The organism is Phycicoccus sp. HDW14, assembly GCF_011383005.1.
Taxonomy (GTDB): domain Bacteria; phylum Actinomycetota; class Actinomycetes; order Actinomycetales; family Dermatophilaceae; genus Phycicoccus.
In genome coordinates, this window is the sequence record NZ_CP049935.1 from 2,851,890 (window position 1) to 2,865,626 (window position 13,737).

At 71.9% G+C, this 13,737-nt stretch carries 16 protein-coding genes, 1 tRNA gene and 1 pseudogene; 10 read left to right on the top strand and 8 right to left on the bottom strand.

Going from position 1 to position 13,737, the window contains the following annotated elements; all coding sequences use genetic code 11:
- The first annotated feature begins 35 nt into the window (after positions 1-35).
- Positions 36-812, top strand: coding sequence for a phosphate ABC transporter ATP-binding protein PstB (gene pstB, locus G7075_RS14010; RefSeq protein ID WP_166122715.1), 777 nt, complete (start codon positions 36-38; stop codon positions 810-812).
- A gap of 40 nt (positions 813-852) precedes the next feature.
- Here the strand turns inward: pstB and G7075_RS14015 are convergent, their stop codons facing one another.
- From G7075_RS14015 to G7075_RS14035, 6 genes and pseudogenes are all read right to left on the bottom strand, one after another.
- A complete protein-coding gene (locus G7075_RS14015) occupies positions 853-1,887 on the bottom strand; it encodes a hypothetical protein (RefSeq protein WP_166122717.1) in 1,035 nt (344 codons plus the stop codon).
- 189 nt (positions 1,888-2,076) lie between these two features.
- Positions 2,077-2,445 (bottom strand): anion permease, encoded by a 369-nt coding sequence (locus G7075_RS22935; protein ID WP_371814078.1) that lies wholly within the window; start codon positions 2,443-2,445, stop codon positions 2,077-2,079.
- Positions 2,446-2,522: 77 nt separating this feature from the next.
- Positions 2,523-3,031: pseudogene (locus G7075_RS22940) on the bottom strand (anion permease); the annotation flags it as partial.
- A 46-nt stretch (positions 3,032-3,077) separates the two neighbouring features.
- Complete coding sequence (locus G7075_RS14025) at positions 3,078-3,794, bottom strand: DUF47 domain-containing protein (RefSeq protein ID WP_371814245.1); 717 nt, start codon at positions 3,792-3,794, stop codon at positions 3,078-3,080.
- Positions 3,791-4,027, bottom strand: coding sequence for a hypothetical protein (locus tag G7075_RS14030; protein WP_166117788.1), 237 nt, complete (start codon positions 4,025-4,027; stop codon positions 3,791-3,793). The genes G7075_RS14025 and G7075_RS14030 overlap by 4 nt, the downstream gene beginning before the upstream one ends.
- A gap of 290 nt (positions 4,028-4,317) precedes the next feature.
- Positions 4,318-4,962 (bottom strand): hypothetical protein, encoded by a 645-nt coding sequence (locus G7075_RS14035; protein WP_166122719.1) that lies wholly within the window; start codon positions 4,960-4,962, stop codon positions 4,318-4,320.
- Positions 4,963-5,215: 253 nt separating this feature from the next.
- Between G7075_RS14035 and G7075_RS14040 the strand changes: the two genes are divergently transcribed.
- The 5 genes from G7075_RS14040 to G7075_RS14060 all read left to right on the top strand — a co-directional run bounded on the left by G7075_RS14040 (position 5,216) and on the right by G7075_RS14060 (position 9,277).
- Positions 5,216-6,250 (top strand): YihY/virulence factor BrkB family protein, encoded by a 1,035-nt coding sequence (locus G7075_RS14040; protein ID WP_166122721.1) that lies wholly within the window; start codon positions 5,216-5,218, stop codon positions 6,248-6,250.
- Positions 6,251-6,375: 125 nt separating this feature from the next.
- Complete coding sequence (locus tag G7075_RS14045; protein WP_166122723.1) at positions 6,376-6,666, top strand: DUF4193 family protein; 291 nt, start codon at positions 6,376-6,378, stop codon at positions 6,664-6,666.
- Between the two features lie 74 nt (positions 6,667-6,740).
- Entirely contained in the window at positions 6,741-7,385 is a 645-nt protein-coding gene (locus tag G7075_RS14050; protein ID WP_166122726.1) for a PadR family transcriptional regulator, read from the top strand.
- Positions 7,386-7,520: 135 nt separating this feature from the next.
- Positions 7,521-8,525, top strand: coding sequence for an ATP-binding cassette domain-containing protein (locus G7075_RS14055; RefSeq protein WP_166122727.1), 1,005 nt, complete (start codon positions 7,521-7,523; stop codon positions 8,523-8,525).
- The gene (locus G7075_RS14060) at positions 8,522-9,277 is read left to right on the top strand and encodes an ABC transporter permease (RefSeq protein ID WP_166122729.1); all 756 of its coding nucleotides are present in this window, start codon (positions 8,522-8,524) and stop codon (positions 9,275-9,277) included. The genes G7075_RS14055 and G7075_RS14060 overlap by 4 nt, the downstream gene beginning before the upstream one ends.
- A 38-nt stretch (positions 9,278-9,315) precedes the next feature.
- Here the strand turns inward: G7075_RS14060 and G7075_RS14065 are convergent, their stop codons facing one another.
- Complete coding sequence (locus G7075_RS14065) at positions 9,316-9,819, bottom strand: DinB family protein (protein WP_166122731.1); 504 nt, start codon at positions 9,817-9,819, stop codon at positions 9,316-9,318.
- 179 nt (positions 9,820-9,998) lie between these two features.
- Between G7075_RS14065 and G7075_RS14070 the strand changes: the two genes are divergently transcribed.
- Both G7075_RS14070 and G7075_RS14075 read left to right on the top strand, forming a co-directional pair.
- Positions 9,999-10,958: an endonuclease/exonuclease/phosphatase family protein gene (locus G7075_RS14070; RefSeq protein ID WP_166122733.1), complete on the top strand. Its 960-nt coding sequence runs from the start codon at positions 9,999-10,001 to the stop codon at positions 10,956-10,958.
- Positions 10,959-11,021: 63 nt separating this feature from the next.
- On the top strand, positions 11,022-11,888 hold the full coding sequence (locus G7075_RS14075) for a hypothetical protein (protein ID WP_166122735.1): 867 nt from the start codon (positions 11,022-11,024) through the stop codon (positions 11,886-11,888).
- A gap of 16 nt (positions 11,889-11,904) precedes the next feature.
- On the opposite strand, the gene G7075_RS14080 is transcribed toward G7075_RS14075, so the two are convergent.
- Positions 11,905-12,801, bottom strand: a complete 897-nt coding sequence (locus G7075_RS14080) for an endonuclease/exonuclease/phosphatase family protein (protein ID WP_205860512.1) — start codon at positions 12,799-12,801, stop codon at positions 11,905-11,907.
- A 286-nt stretch (positions 12,802-13,087) separates the two neighbouring features.
- On the opposite strand from G7075_RS14080, the gene G7075_RS14085 reads away from it, so the two are divergent.
- Positions 13,088-13,164 (top strand) — tRNA-Lys (locus G7075_RS14085).
- Positions 13,165-13,382: 218 nt separating this feature from the next.
- Positions 13,383-13,709, top strand: a complete 327-nt coding sequence (locus G7075_RS14090; protein ID WP_166122739.1) for an Lsr2 family protein — start codon at positions 13,383-13,385, stop codon at positions 13,707-13,709.
- The last annotated feature ends 28 nt before the right edge of the window (positions 13,710-13,737 follow it).

Consider the following 13,737-nt stretch of genomic DNA (forward strand, 5'->3'; position numbering starts at 1 on the left):
CCACCCCGCCCCGGGACGAAAGAGACACCGACACCATGGCCAAGCGCATCGACGTCAAGGACCTCGACATCTACTACGGCGACTTCAAGGCCGTCGAGGGCGTGACGATGACCGTGGAGCCGCGCTCCGTCACGGCGTTCATCGGCCCCTCCGGCTGCGGCAAGTCGACCGTGCTGCGGACCCTCAACCGCATGCACGAGGTCATCCCCGGCGGTCGGGTGCACGGGTCGGTCATGCTCGACGACCAGGACCTCTACGCCTCGTCGATGGACCCCGTCGCGGTGCGCCGGACGGTCGGCATGGTGTTCCAGCGGCCCAACCCGTTCCCGACGATGTCGATCCGCGACAACGTCGCTGCCGGCCTGCGGCTCAACGGGATCAAGAAGAAGTCGACGCTCGACGAGGTCGTCGAGAAGTCGCTGCGTGGTGCGAACCTCTGGACCGAGGTCAAGGACCGGCTCGACAAGCCGGGTGCCGGGCTCTCAGGTGGCCAGCAGCAGCGGCTGTGCATCGCCCGGGCCATCGCGGTCAACCCGCAGGTGCTGCTCATGGACGAGCCGTGCTCGGCGCTCGACCCGATCTCGACGCTGGCCATCGAGGACCTCATCAACGACCTCAAGGCCGAGTACACGATCGTCATCGTCACGCACAACATGCAGCAGGCGGCGCGGGTCTCGGACCAGACGGCGTTCTTCAACCTCAAGGCCACCGGCGAGCCCGGGCGTCTCGTCGAGGTGGGCGACACCCCGCGCATCTTCAGCAACCCCACCGAGAAGGCGACCGAGGACTACATCAGCGGCCGCTTCGGCTGACCCCCCTCCTCCCTCCCCGACTTATTGCCCAGAACCCACCTCAGGAGGCGCTCCGACGCCCCTGCCAGGTGGGTTCTGGGCAATCAGTCAGGTCGCGGTGGCAGCAGGAGCACACGAGTCGCCCGCGGAACAGGTGTGGACGGGCCCGCTCGACGGCCGCCCTCCAGCGCACGTCGAGGCGGTCGTCCGATGCGAGGGCATCGCCGGTGTCCCACCGCACCACCTCGAGCCCGAGGTCGCGCATCCGGGTCTCCCGCACACCCTGGGCGATGACTCGCCGGGCGGCCACCTCGTCGGTCGGTTGGCCCGGTGGGGCATCGGCCAGGTACTTGCCACGCCCGTCGGCCTCGCCCACCACGCCGTGTTCGGCCCATCCCACGTCCGTTCGGGCGACGAAGCGACCCCGCTCGTCGAGGACGACGACCTGGGGGACTCCCCGCGGCAGGCCGAGCCGGTGGAACCGCCAGGCGCTCACGGACTCGAGCCACGACTCGCGCCGCCCGTCGGCCAGGGACAGGATCGCGTCGGCCGCCGCGATGCCCGGCCAACGGCGTTGGTGCTCGCGCATGGTCCGGAGGACGGATGCCGTCACGGTTCCCCTGCGCAGGGCACCGTCGACCACCGCCAGCGCGTCGCCGGGCGGGAGGTCGCGCAGGCAGTCGACGACGGTCCGGACCGGAAGGAGGTACGGCGTGCCGCCGCGGATCCAGACGTGCGACGGTGGCGTCCGGCCCCTGTGGAAGCGGCGCCACGCGTCGTCCCGCGAGGTCCGGGAGTCGTCGAGGAGGGTCATCGTCGCGCGCTGCGGCGGGGTCGGCGGCATGGGCAGCCCGAGGATCGCGGCATGGCTGGTGTGGCTGATGATCGCGTCCGGGGTGACCCGCGCAGCCGTCCGGGCGAGGGCGAGGTGTCGTTCCCACGGCCGCAGCGGCTCCCAGTCGGCCGTCGGCGCGTAGAGCCCCGCCGCGATGCGGGTCAGCTCGCCCCGACCGACGGCGCCGTCGAGGCGGCGCTCGGTCCATCCGGCCACCAGGGCCTCGGTCCGCGTGAAGGGCGGGGGTGGCGTGTCGCGCATCGCCCCACCGTCCGGGGCGCGGGGCGGTCCGTCGAGGTGTCGGACTCGACCTGTGGACGGTCGTGCCACCCCGACCCACCTGTGGACACACGCCCCAGCTCCCGACTTATTGCCCAGAACCCACCCGGGCGACCCCGATTCCCGTCCTCCGACGTGGGTTCTGGGCAATAAGTCGGGGCGGGGCGGGGGTCAGGTGAGGGGGGACAGGATCAGGTAGACGAGGGCGGCGGCCAGGCCGGCTCCGGGGAAGGTCAGCACCCACGCCACGACGATCGAGCGGGCCACGCCCCACCGCACCGCCTTCGCCGACCGGGTCGACCCCACCCCGGTGATGGCCGCCGTGATCGCGTGCGTCGTCGAGATCGGCGCGCCGGTCATCGTCGCGACCCACAGCACCGACGCCGCCGTCGCCTCGGCCGCGAAGCCCTGCGGCGGGTCGAGGTGGATGATGCCGCGCCCCAGTGTCCGCATGATCCGCCAGCCGCCGGCGTACGTCCCGAGCGACAGGACGACCGCCGACAGCGCGATGACCCACCACGGGATCGACCCCTCGACCACCGACCGGTGCCCCCGGCCACGAGGGCCAGCGCCACGACACCGGCGGTCTTCGACGCGTCCTGCATCCCGTGCCCGAAGGCCATCGCCGCCGCGGACACCGTCTGCGCGTACCGGAAGCCGCGCACCGCAGGCCCCGGCCGCGCCCGACGGAAGAGCCAGAGGATGAGGGTCATCACGACGAAGCCGCCGACCAGCCCGACCACCGGCGACACGATCATCGGGATGGCGACCTTGTCGCGGATGCTGTCCCACTTCACCGACGCCCCGGCCGCGAGCGCCGCCCCGCCGAGCCCCCGATCAGCGCGTGCGTCGACGACGACGGCAGCCCCCGCCACCACGTCAGCAGGTTCCAGCCCGTCGCCCCCACCAGCGCCCCGACGCACAGGAGGATGCCGGTCGGACCCACGGGAACCGTGACGATGTCGCCCCCGATCGTCTCGGCGACCCGCACCCCGACGAACCCGCCGAGCAGGTTCATCACGGCGGCGAGCCCCAACGCGATCCGCGGTGTCAGCGCCCGCGTCGAGACCGAGGTCGCGATGGCGTTCGCCGCGTCGTGGAAGCCGTTGGTGTACGTGAACCCCATCGCCAGGACGACGACGAGGGCAGCGGGCAGCCAGTCCACGGCGCGGTCAGGACTCCCGGACGGCGATCGCCTCGACGGTCAGCGCGACGTGCTCGAAGCCGTTCGCGGTCGCCTCGAGCGCGTCGATGATGTCCTTGTGCTTCATCACCGTGATGGCATCGGCCTTCTTGGCGTTGAACAGCTCGGCGAGCATCCGGCGGTACTGCTTGTTCGCGCGGTTCTCGAGCCGGTTGATCTCCACCCAGTAGGCGCCCATCTCCTTCATCGAGCGCAGCTGCGGCATCGCGTCGTGCGTCAGGTCGGCCATCCGGGCGATGACCTCGACCTGCTTGGCGACGCGCGGCAGCACCTCGTCGACCTGGTAGAGCACGATGAGGTCGACCGCCGCCTCCATGAGGTCGACGCACTGGTCGAGCGCGACGGCGAGGGCGTGGATGTCGGCGCGGTCGAACGGCGTGACGAACGAGCCCCCGACCTTGCGGATGATGGCGTGCGTCGCCTCGTCGGCGGCGGCCTCGATCTCGTGCATCCGACCGAGGATGACCTCGCGCTCGTCGGCGTCGGCCCCCAGGAGCGCGGTCAGCTCACCCGCACCCTCGACCAGCTGCCGGGCGGACGCGGCGAACAGCTCGTAGAAGGTGGGGTCCTGGGGGTGAGGCGAAAGCCCACGATGCGTGTCTCCCGGGAGGCGGCCTGGTGCTGGGTACAGGCTAGGGCCACTGCACCACGCCCCGGCAGCCGACCCGGGAACCGGTGCGGTCAGCCCGCGGCGCCGTCGTCGTCCGACCCGTCCGCGCCCTCGGACCCGCCGGTCGCCTCGGCCGGCTCCTCCGCGTCCGCCTCGGCCGGCTCCTCGTCGGCGACGCCGAGGATCTCGTCGATGCGCTCCTGGGTCATCGGCCCCTCGGACTGCGACGCCTCGATGACGAGGGCACCGACGAGGTCGATCTCACCCTGGAGATCGTCGTCGGTGAGGGAGGGGTCCCCGCTGGTCATCCGCCCACCGTACGGGCTCGCTGCGGCGTGTCGCCGATGGTCCACAGGGGAAGTTCGCTCCACACCGGCACAACGTCCGGGAGCGGTGGCGGGTGCCGGGCCGGGAGCGCCTCACGGCGCGTGGCCGCTCGTAGCGGCTGATGTTGGGACCCGGGGCTGCCGCGGCCCGGCACCCACGAGAGACCCTAACGCCTCCCCCACCCGAGGGTGTTCCCGATGACCGATGTTCCGGCGCCCCGGGCGCGTCGCCGCAGGTCAGCGGCCCGGACCCGATCCGGCCCACCGAGGGGTCAGTCGAGGTCCCCGGCCCGCCAGAGGTTGGCGCAGGCACGCAGGTCCTCGCCGGTGGCCAGCAGCGCCGCGCCGGTGCGGGTGAGGTCGCTGGCCGACACCGGGTCGAGGTCGTCGCGGTCGTGGGCCAGCTCGGCGCGCCCGGCGGCGATGACCGCGCAGAACGCCGCCGCCCGCTCGAGGGCCACGGCGAAGTCGCCGGCGAACACCCCGGCGAGGATCTGGTCGGCGACCCGTTGCAGCTCCTCGGGCCCGGGCGGTTCGGCGATGCCGGCCACGGCGTGCGCGACGTCGGTGAACCGGATGCCGGACGCGTACTCGCGGCTGGCCTGCTCCGGGCTGCGGCGCACCCACTCGCGCAGCGCGTACAGCCGCCACAGGGCACCCGGCAGCGAGCGGGCCGGACGTGAGGCCCAGAGGTCGGCGACTGTCGAGAGCCCGAGGTCGTCGACGAGCCCGACGAGCCGGGTCGTCACCTTCGGGTCGTGCGCCGAGCGGCCGGTGCCGACGAGGATGGCCGCGGTCTGGTGCGCGACCTCCGTCGTCTCCGCCGGCCCCGGCAGCAGCCCGCCGTGGGCCTCGAGCGCATCCGGCCCGAAGCGCACGGGGCGGCGCGGCGGCGGCCGGCGTCCCTCGTCACTCATCCTCCGAGTCTGTCACCCCGACCCGACGCGCACGGCCCGGTCGCCACCCGAGGTCCCTCACCCGCATGAACCTCGCCCTTCGCGGTTAGGTTGGGGCAGGCCCGGGCGCAGCCGCGCCGCACACCGACCGCGTGAGGACGACGATGGCCACCGAGGGAGCCGCGCTCGAGCGCGAGCGCACGGCACCACCCCCGACGCGGCCGCCAAGGCCGACTCACCGACGGACCTGCCCCGCCGCTCGTGGGTGACCACGATGAAGTCGGCCGTCGCCGAGTTCCAACGCGACCAGTGCACCGACCTCGCCGCGGCCCTGACGTACTACTCGGTGCTGTCCGTGGCGCCGGCCCTGCTCGCCCTCGTCTCCCTCCTCGGGGTCTTCGGCCAGGGCCAGTCCACCGTCGACGCGATGCTCGACCTCGTCCGCCAGCTCGGCCAGGGCGACGTCGCCGAGCAGCTGCGCGGACCCATCGAGAACATGGTGAAGAGCCAGGCCGCCGGCTTCACCCTCGTCATCGGCCTCGTCACCGCGCTGTCCTCGGCCTCGGGCTACGTCGGCGCCTTCGGCCGGACGATGAACCGCATCTACGGCGTCGACGAGGGCCGGCCGATCTGGAAGCTGCGCCCGGCCACCTTCGCCATCACCCTCGGGCTGGTGCTCGGAGCCGCCCTCGTGCTCGTCGGGTTCGTCGTCAGCGGGTCGGTGGCCGAGGCGCTCGGCAACCTCATCGGCCTCGGCGAGCAGAGCGTCACCGTCTGGAGCATCGCGAAGTGGCCGGTGATGCTCGCCATCGTCATGGGGATGGTCGCCGTCCTCTACTGGGCGACCCCCAACGTCCGGCAGCCGCGGATGCGCTGGGTCTCCCCCGGCGCCGTCGTCGCGATCCTCGTCTGGGTGCTCGCCTCGGTCGGGTTCGGCTTCTACGTCGCGAACTTCGGCAAGTACCAGTCCACCTACGGCTCGCTCGGCGGCATCATCGTCTTCCTCCTCTGGCTCTGGATCACGAACATCGCGCTCCTGCTCGGGGCCGAGACCGATGCCGAGCTCGAGCGGGTCCGCGAGCTCGAGGCCGGCATCAAGGCCGAGCGCGGTGTGCGGCTGCCCCCGCGCGACACCCGGGAGTCGGACAAGGCCCGCGAGAAGTTCGACGAGCGGGTGCGCGAGGGGCGCCGCATCCGTCGTGGGGCGGGCTCGTCGGACGCCTCCACCGACGGCGCCGGCGGCGGCTCCGACGCCGCGCTGGAGCCCCTGCCGTCGGAGGTCGCGCGCGGCCGGCGTCCCGCGGGCTGACCCCGGGGAACACCCACCCCGGCCCCGTCGTTACCCTCTCGACGAAGCTTCGACCCGGGGACCGCCGCGACCGACCGCAAGCCGGCCTCGCGCGTCCACACTCGACACCCGGAAGGGGTGCACCCATGGCTACCGACTACGACGCTCCCCGGATCCGCGAGGGCGAGGAGGACAAGCCCGACAACCTCGTCGAGCTCGGCGCCACCCGCTCCCGGTCCGCGACCGACCTCCTCGAGGAGGACACCGAGGCCGTCGACGGGCACACGCTGCCCGGCGCCGACCTGTCCAACCTCTCCCTCGAGGTCCACGTCCTGCCCCGCCAGGCCGACGAGTTCTCCTGCATGAGCTGCTTCCTGCTCGTCCACCGCTCGCAGGAGTCCAAGCCCGGCACGAACATCTGCCTCGACTGCGCCTGAGCCACTGACCGCCCGACCGGCCTGGCCGGTCGGGCTGCTCGGGCTCCCGGGCCGGCGACTCCTACACTGCGGGCATGGCGGCCACCGAGACGCGTCTGCTCCTGCTCGGGTCCGTCATGATCTTCGAGCCGGTCAACGGCTACCAGATCCGGCGCGAGCTGCTGTCCTGGAACGTCCAGGAGTGGGCGCACGTCAACCCCGGCTCGATCTACTCCGGGCTGGCCACGCTCACCGCGCGCGGCGAGCTCGAGCGGCACGACCTGCTCGACGGCACGCGCTCGGTCGCGGTCTACACGGCGACCCCCGCCGGCCATGACGCCTTCGCGCGGATGTGGCGCACGGCCGTCGAGACCGTCGACCTCCTGTCCCCGCTGGGCTTCCACACCGCCCTCGCACTGATGGGCCTCGTGCCGCGCGAGGTGGTGGCCGACGCCTTCACCGCCCGGCTGTCCGCCATCGACGCCGGCGTCCACCGCCAGGTCGGCGGGCCCACCGCGGTCGAGCACTCGCCGCCCCACGTCCGGGCGATGGCCGACCTCTGGATGGGCCTGGCCCAGACCGAGCGCGAGTGGCTCGTCACCACGCTGCGCCGCGTGCGGGCCGGCGAGCTCGACCTGCTCGGCGAGCAGCCGAGCTGGGCGCCGCGCAGCGACGACCCGGGGTGGGAGATGGCGCGCGACCGGGCTCGCTACCTCCAGATGATCGCCGCCCGCGGCTGAACGCGGTCCGACCGATGAGTTCCCGTCGGTCCCCCGGTCCATCCTCTCGGTGAGGCGTCACCGCAACCCCCTTGACGTCTCATGTTCAATGTTGAACACTCGGCATGTTCAAGTTTGACCACCGGGAGGACCACCATGATCCACGCACGAGGGCTCGTGCAGACCTTCACGACCCGTGAGGGCCGCCAGAAGAAGGAGGTCCGTGCCGTCGACGGTGTCGACCTCGACGTCGCCGAGGGTGAGGTCGTCGGCTTCCTCGGCCCCAACGGCGCCGGGAAGACCACGACGCTGCGGATGCTCACGACGCTGCTCACGCCCACGGCCGGCACCGCGACGGTCGCCGGCTACGACGTCGTCAAGGACTCCACCGAGGTCCGGCGGCGCATCGGGTACGTCTCGCAGAGCGGTTCGACGGGCAGCTTCGCCCGGGCCGGCGACGAGGTCGTCGACCACGGGATGCTCTATGGCTTGTCCCAGAAGGAGGCCACCCGCCGCGGCCAGGAGCTCTTCGACCAGCTCGACCTGCCCGGCCTCTGGACCCGCCAGCCGAAGTCGATGTCCGGCGGCCAGCGGCGCCGGCTCGACATCGCGATGGGCCTGGTCCACGACCCGACCCTGGTCTTCCTCGACGAACCGACCACCGGCCTCGACCCGCAGGCCCGCGCCAACCTCTGGGAGCACATCGACGGCCTCCGGTCACGGCGCGGCGCCACGGTGTTCCTCACGACCCACTACCTCGACGAGGCCGACGCGCTCTCCGACCGGATCGTCATCATCGACCACGGCCGGATCGTCGCCGCCGACACCAGCGACAACCTCAAGGCCCAGGTCGCGGGCGACCTCGTCGACCTCGAGGTCACCGACGCCTCCCGGGTCGGCGAGGCGGCCGCCCGGCTCGAGGCGGTGGCCGAGAGCGTCGAGGTCGACGGCTCGCACGCGCGCGGCCGGGTGCCCCGCGCCGCCAAGGTCGTGCCGGGGCTGATGGCCGACCTCGGCGCCGCCGGCCTCGAGCTGGCGTCCATCGAGGTCAAGCGTCCGACGCTCGACGACGTCTTCCTCACCCTCACCGGCCGCTCGCTGCGCGACGCCGAGTCCAGTTCCGGCACAACCGACCCCGTCGAGGCAGGAGTCCCCGCATGAGCTTCTTCCGCGAGTCATTCATCGTCTTCCGCCGCCAGCTGCGGATGAACCTGCGCAACCCCGCGTGGGTGCTCATCGGCCTGATGCAGCCCGTGCTCTACCTGTTCCTCTTCGGGCCGCTGCTCGAGCCCATCGCCAGGCAGTTCGGCTACGCCAACCACTGGACGTTCTTCGTGCCCGGGATGCTCGTGCAGCTGAGCCTCTTCGGGGCCTTCTTCGCCGGCTTCGGGCTGATCTCCGAGTGGCGCGACGGCGTCGTCGAGGCCGAGCGGGTCACCCCGGCCAGCCGCGTCGCGCTGCTCACCGGGCGCCTGATGCGCGACGAGCTGCAGCTGCTCGTCCAGGCCGGTGTCCTCATCGGGCTCGGCTACGCCCTCGGGATGGACGCGGCTGGTGGCGGGGCGGCGATGGGCGTCGTCATCACCCTGCTCGTCGGTGGCGCGTGCGCCGCGGCCTCCAACGCGCTCGCGCTCACGACGAAGAGCGAGGACGTCATGGCACCGGTCATCAACGTCGTGATGATGCCGGTGCTACTGCTCTCGGGCATCCTCCTGCCGATGACGCTCGGCAAGAAGTGGCTCCAGACCGCCAGCGACTTCATGCCGATCAAGTGGATCACCGACGCCGTCCGCTCGACCTTCCTCGGCGACTTCGGCAACGACAAGGTCCTCTACGGCACCCTGTGGGCGGTGGGCCTGTTCGTCGTCGCCATGTGGTGGGGCACCTCGACCTTCCGCAAGGAGGACTCCTGACGGCTCGCCGCGGGTGAAGGCGGGGGCGTCGCCGGGGTTCAGTCGCCGGTGACGCCGTCGGCCATCTCGCGGAGGATGTCGAGGTGGCCGTTGTGCCGCGCGTTCTCCTCGATGAGGTGGAGAATCACCCAGCGCAGGGTGGGGTGCTCACCGGTGCTGATCGGGGTCGCCGAGCGGGCGTCGAGGTCGAGGTCGGCGACGATCGCGTCGGTGACGCGGGCCTGTTCCTCGTAGCCGGCGAGGATCTCGGCGAGGGGCTGCTCGGCGCCGTCGATGAACTCCTGGTCGGGCGACTCGTCGGTCCACGGCCCGCGGTCGGGTCCGCCGACGAAGCGGTTCTCGACCCACGAGTGCTCGACCCACCGCATGTGGTTGACCACCCCGCCGATGCTCATGAGCGGGGAGGTGCCCAGCAGCGCCTCGCCGGACCGTCCCTCCGCGAGGTCGCGGCACTTCTCGGCCGCGGTGTCGCGGGTGTACTGGAGCATGGTGAGCAGTGTGCTGCGCTCGTCCCAGGCGGTCGGCACGTCGTTCCGTGGCATGCCGCCACAGTAGGCGCAGGGTCCGACGGGTTCATCCGCGATACAGAGCGACGGCGCGCGGCGCCGAGCGGTCGAGCACCATTGCGAGTTCTCGCAGTGCGCTTGCGTCGAGAAGACCCGCGGGCTCAGGATCGGCGTCGAGCGCCCTGCTGGAGGGCGCGCGGACAGAGGGGATTCCCATGGGACTCAGGACGATTGCCGCACGGCTGGTGCCGGTGGTGGCGCTCGCCGCCGCCGTGGCCAGCGCTCCGGCACTCCCGGCACAGGCTGCGGCCACCGCCCCGGAGCCGTACCGGCTCAAGGTGGTGGAGCACAACATCGAGGGCGGGCCGGGCTTCGGCGGGGCCCCCGGGGCCCTCGCCGGCGTCAACGCGCAGATCACCGCGTTCGACCCCGACGTCGTCATGCTCACCGAGGTGTGCGCCAACCAGCGCGACGAGTTCGTCAAGCAGCACCCGGGGTGGACGGTCTACTTCTCGGTCATGGTCGAGGTCCAGGCCAGCTGCGGGAACATGAGCACCAACCCGAACCTCCGTCAGGGTCAGCTGCTCGCCTCCCCGCACCCCCTGAGCAACGTGTCGAACGACAACCTCGGGGACGCCGACGCCGCCGACCCCAACCGGGTCAAGCAGTTCAAGCTCCTCTGCGCCGACGTGAAGATCGGCACCCGAGCGCCCGACAGCCTGCGGGCCTGCGTGACGCACCTGCGCGCCCACCAGGAGGCCGACGACCAGGCGGCGCGCGAGCGGCAGACCGCCCGCATCCGCACCCTGCTGCACGACCGCATCTGGACGCAGGGGCAGGCCGTGACCGTCGGCGGCGACTTCAACGCCCTGCCGAACTTCAACGCGATGGACAGCATGTACTACCTCAACCGCAACAGCACGTTCGGTGGCGCCGGGGACTTCCACGAGGCCGAGCAGACCGACCCGCAGTGGTTCTCCACGCACGGGCCCTCCGTCACATGCCGGGAGACGGTCTGTCGCACCGGGGAGCGCACCTTCGGTGCCGCGTCGAAGTACGACTACCTGTTCATCTCGCGCAACGTGACCCACGGCGGACGGGTCAGCGGCCTCGTGCTCGACACGTACGGCTCCGACCACCACGTCTACCGCGCGTTCTTCGACATCACCTACTGAGCGGGCGGAGCCCGGCGCGGCCGACAGGACGCGTCGGGCTCTCCTGCCTGCGAGGATCGGGGGATGGGCATCCAGGAGGTCGCCTCCGAGCTGTACGGCCTGCCGCCGGAGGAGTTCACAGCGGCGCGCAACGCCGCTGCGGCGGAGGCGAAGTCGTCGGGTGACGCCGAGCTGGCCGCCGCGGTCAAGGTGCTGCGCAAGCCGTCGGTCGGCGCCTGGCTGCTCAACCAGCTGGTGCGGCAGCACGAGGACGAGGTCGGGCAGGTGCTCGAGCTGGGCGCCCGGCTACGGGCCGCGCAGGGGACGCTGGGGGCCGCCGGCCTCCGGGCCCTCGACACGCAGCGTCGGGCACTGACCCGGGCCGTCGCCGGACAGGCCGTGGCCATCGGGCAGTCGGCAGGGCGGTCGGTGTCGGCGTCCGTGACGGCGGCGGTCGAGGAGACGCTGCGCTCGGCGATGGTCGACACCGAGGCCGGCACTGCGCTGTCGTCCGGGCTGCTCGTCGACACGTTCAGCGCGTCGGGGCTCGAGCCCGTCGACCTCTCCCGCGTGGTGGCCGTCGGTGGTGCCACGCCGCGTGCCGGGAGGTCGCGGTCGGGTTCGGCCACACCGTCGGGGCCGGACCCGGCAGCCGTCGCCGCAGCGCGCAGGGCGGTCGAGGCCGCGGAGGCGGCGCTGCGGTCGGCGCAGTCGCAGGCCGAGGCCGCGCGGCAGGCGGGTGTCGCGGCCCGCCGCCGGCGGGACGAGGTCGGGGCCGACCTGGAGAAGGCCCGGCAGGCGGTCGAGGCGCTGGAGGAGAGGCTGTCGGCCGCCGTGTCGGCCGACGAGGACGCGCGGCGCGCCCAGCACACGGCAACCCGTGACGAGCGCTCCGCCGTCGAGGCCGCACAGAAGGCCCAGAGAGCCCTCGACCGCCTCCTCGACGGCTGATCTGCGCGAGGCGAATTCAGCCGCCGGGGGTCACCGAGACCTGCACCGACCCGTAGAGGACGCGGTGGTCGGAGCACGGTGCCGAGCCGCAGGGCGGGATCGCCAGGGAGTCCGCCGAGTAGGACCCGACGACCCGAGTGGCCCGGACGAAGATGAGGTCGATCTTCGACGTCTGCCCGCAGGATTCGATGCCGGGGGCAGACTCCGTCGTCGCCTCCCCGTAGCCGGGGCAGCGGGCATCGGTGTCGTCGAGCTCCCGGTAGGCGCCCGTGTTGTGCGAGTTCACGGCGGTGTCGACGGTCGGCGAGTACCAGGCGTCGAGCCGGCCGTAGCTGGGCTGGGCGTTGAAGTCTCCCGCGACGAGCACCGTGTCACCCGCGGCGTCGAAGGCCTCGACCCGGTTCCGCACCTCAGTGAGCTGGATGACGTTGATCTTCTCCCCGCCGAGGTCCTGGTTCAGCGGCGTGATGTGCGTCGTGCAGAACCGGAGGTGCGGCGAGCTCTGCAGCGGGGCGCAGAGCAGCTTGCGGGCCTCGGTCGAGCCGTCCGAGGACAGGGTGTAGCGGTTCGCGCCTCCGAGCGGCTCCTTGCTGAAGATCGCCAGGCCGAAGGGCTTGCCCCCGCACGCGGTCGTGCTGTGCGCCTCGAACCGGGCGAAGTTCGACGCGTCCCGGGGCCACCCCGCCGCCCGCAGACTGCTGACGACCGCGTCGTACTGCCCCTGGCACAGCTCGTTGAGGGCGACGAGGTCCGCCCCGCGATTGGTCACCGAGCTCGTGATCTGGCCGACCAGGCCGTCGGTGGTCGACCCGCGGTGCATCGTCCATCCCGCGACGTTCCACGTCCACACGGTGACCGACGACGTCCCCGCCGCACCGGCGGGCAGCGCGCCGACGACGGACAGACCGATCACGGCCACTACCAAGGCAATGCGGATCCGGCGCACATCGCAGCTCCCTCCCTCGAGAGGCCGATCCCCGCGGACCTCGTGTGCAGAACGTACCGGGGCCGCCCGGTGGCCCGCATCCCGCAGGACGATGCGGCCTGAAGCCGGCGCCGCCGTCTCGGTCGCTCCACGGCGCGATGCCGCGGGCTGCCGAGATCGGCCGGATGCCTGGCCGGAGCCGTCGTCTGACGAGTGACGCACTACCCTCGGGCCATCGGCGACGGGCCGGGAGACCCCGGCCCAGCCTCGCCGAGGGCCTCTAGCTCAATTGGTCAGAGCTGCGGACTTTTAATCCGTAGGTTGTGGGTTCGAGCCCCACGGGGCCCACCATCACCGCAGGTCAGGGGTGGTAGCCGACAAGCGGATTCTCCGGCGTACCGCCCGATGCGGCTACATGTGCGGTCACATGTCGTCGCTGGCTTCATCACCGCGTCCGTGCACTCCACGCCGGAGAGCGTCAGTTCGACGACGTGACGGCCGGCTCCCGTCCGAACAGTGCGACTTCCTGTGGTTGACTTCTTCGAACCCATTTCGATGAAGGGAAGCACATGGCTCAGCGAACGATCACGGTCCTGTCCGACGACCTCGACGGGAAAGAGAGCTCGGACATCGAGACCGTGACTTTCGGATTCGACGGCGCCACTTACGAGATCGACCTGTCGAAGAAGAACCGCGATGCCCTGGAGAAGGCGCTCACCCCCTACCTCAACGTCGCGCGCAAGGCGGCTGGCACACGCAGTCGTCCCGCGGCTGCGAGCCGACGGTCCGCTGTCTCCTCGGATGACCGAGACTGGCTGCGCAAGAACGGCTTCCCTGACATCAAGGACCGCGGGCGGCTCTCGAAGGATGCCACGGACGCGTTGAAGAAGCGTTGATCCCGCACGGCGGATAGTCGCCGTGCAG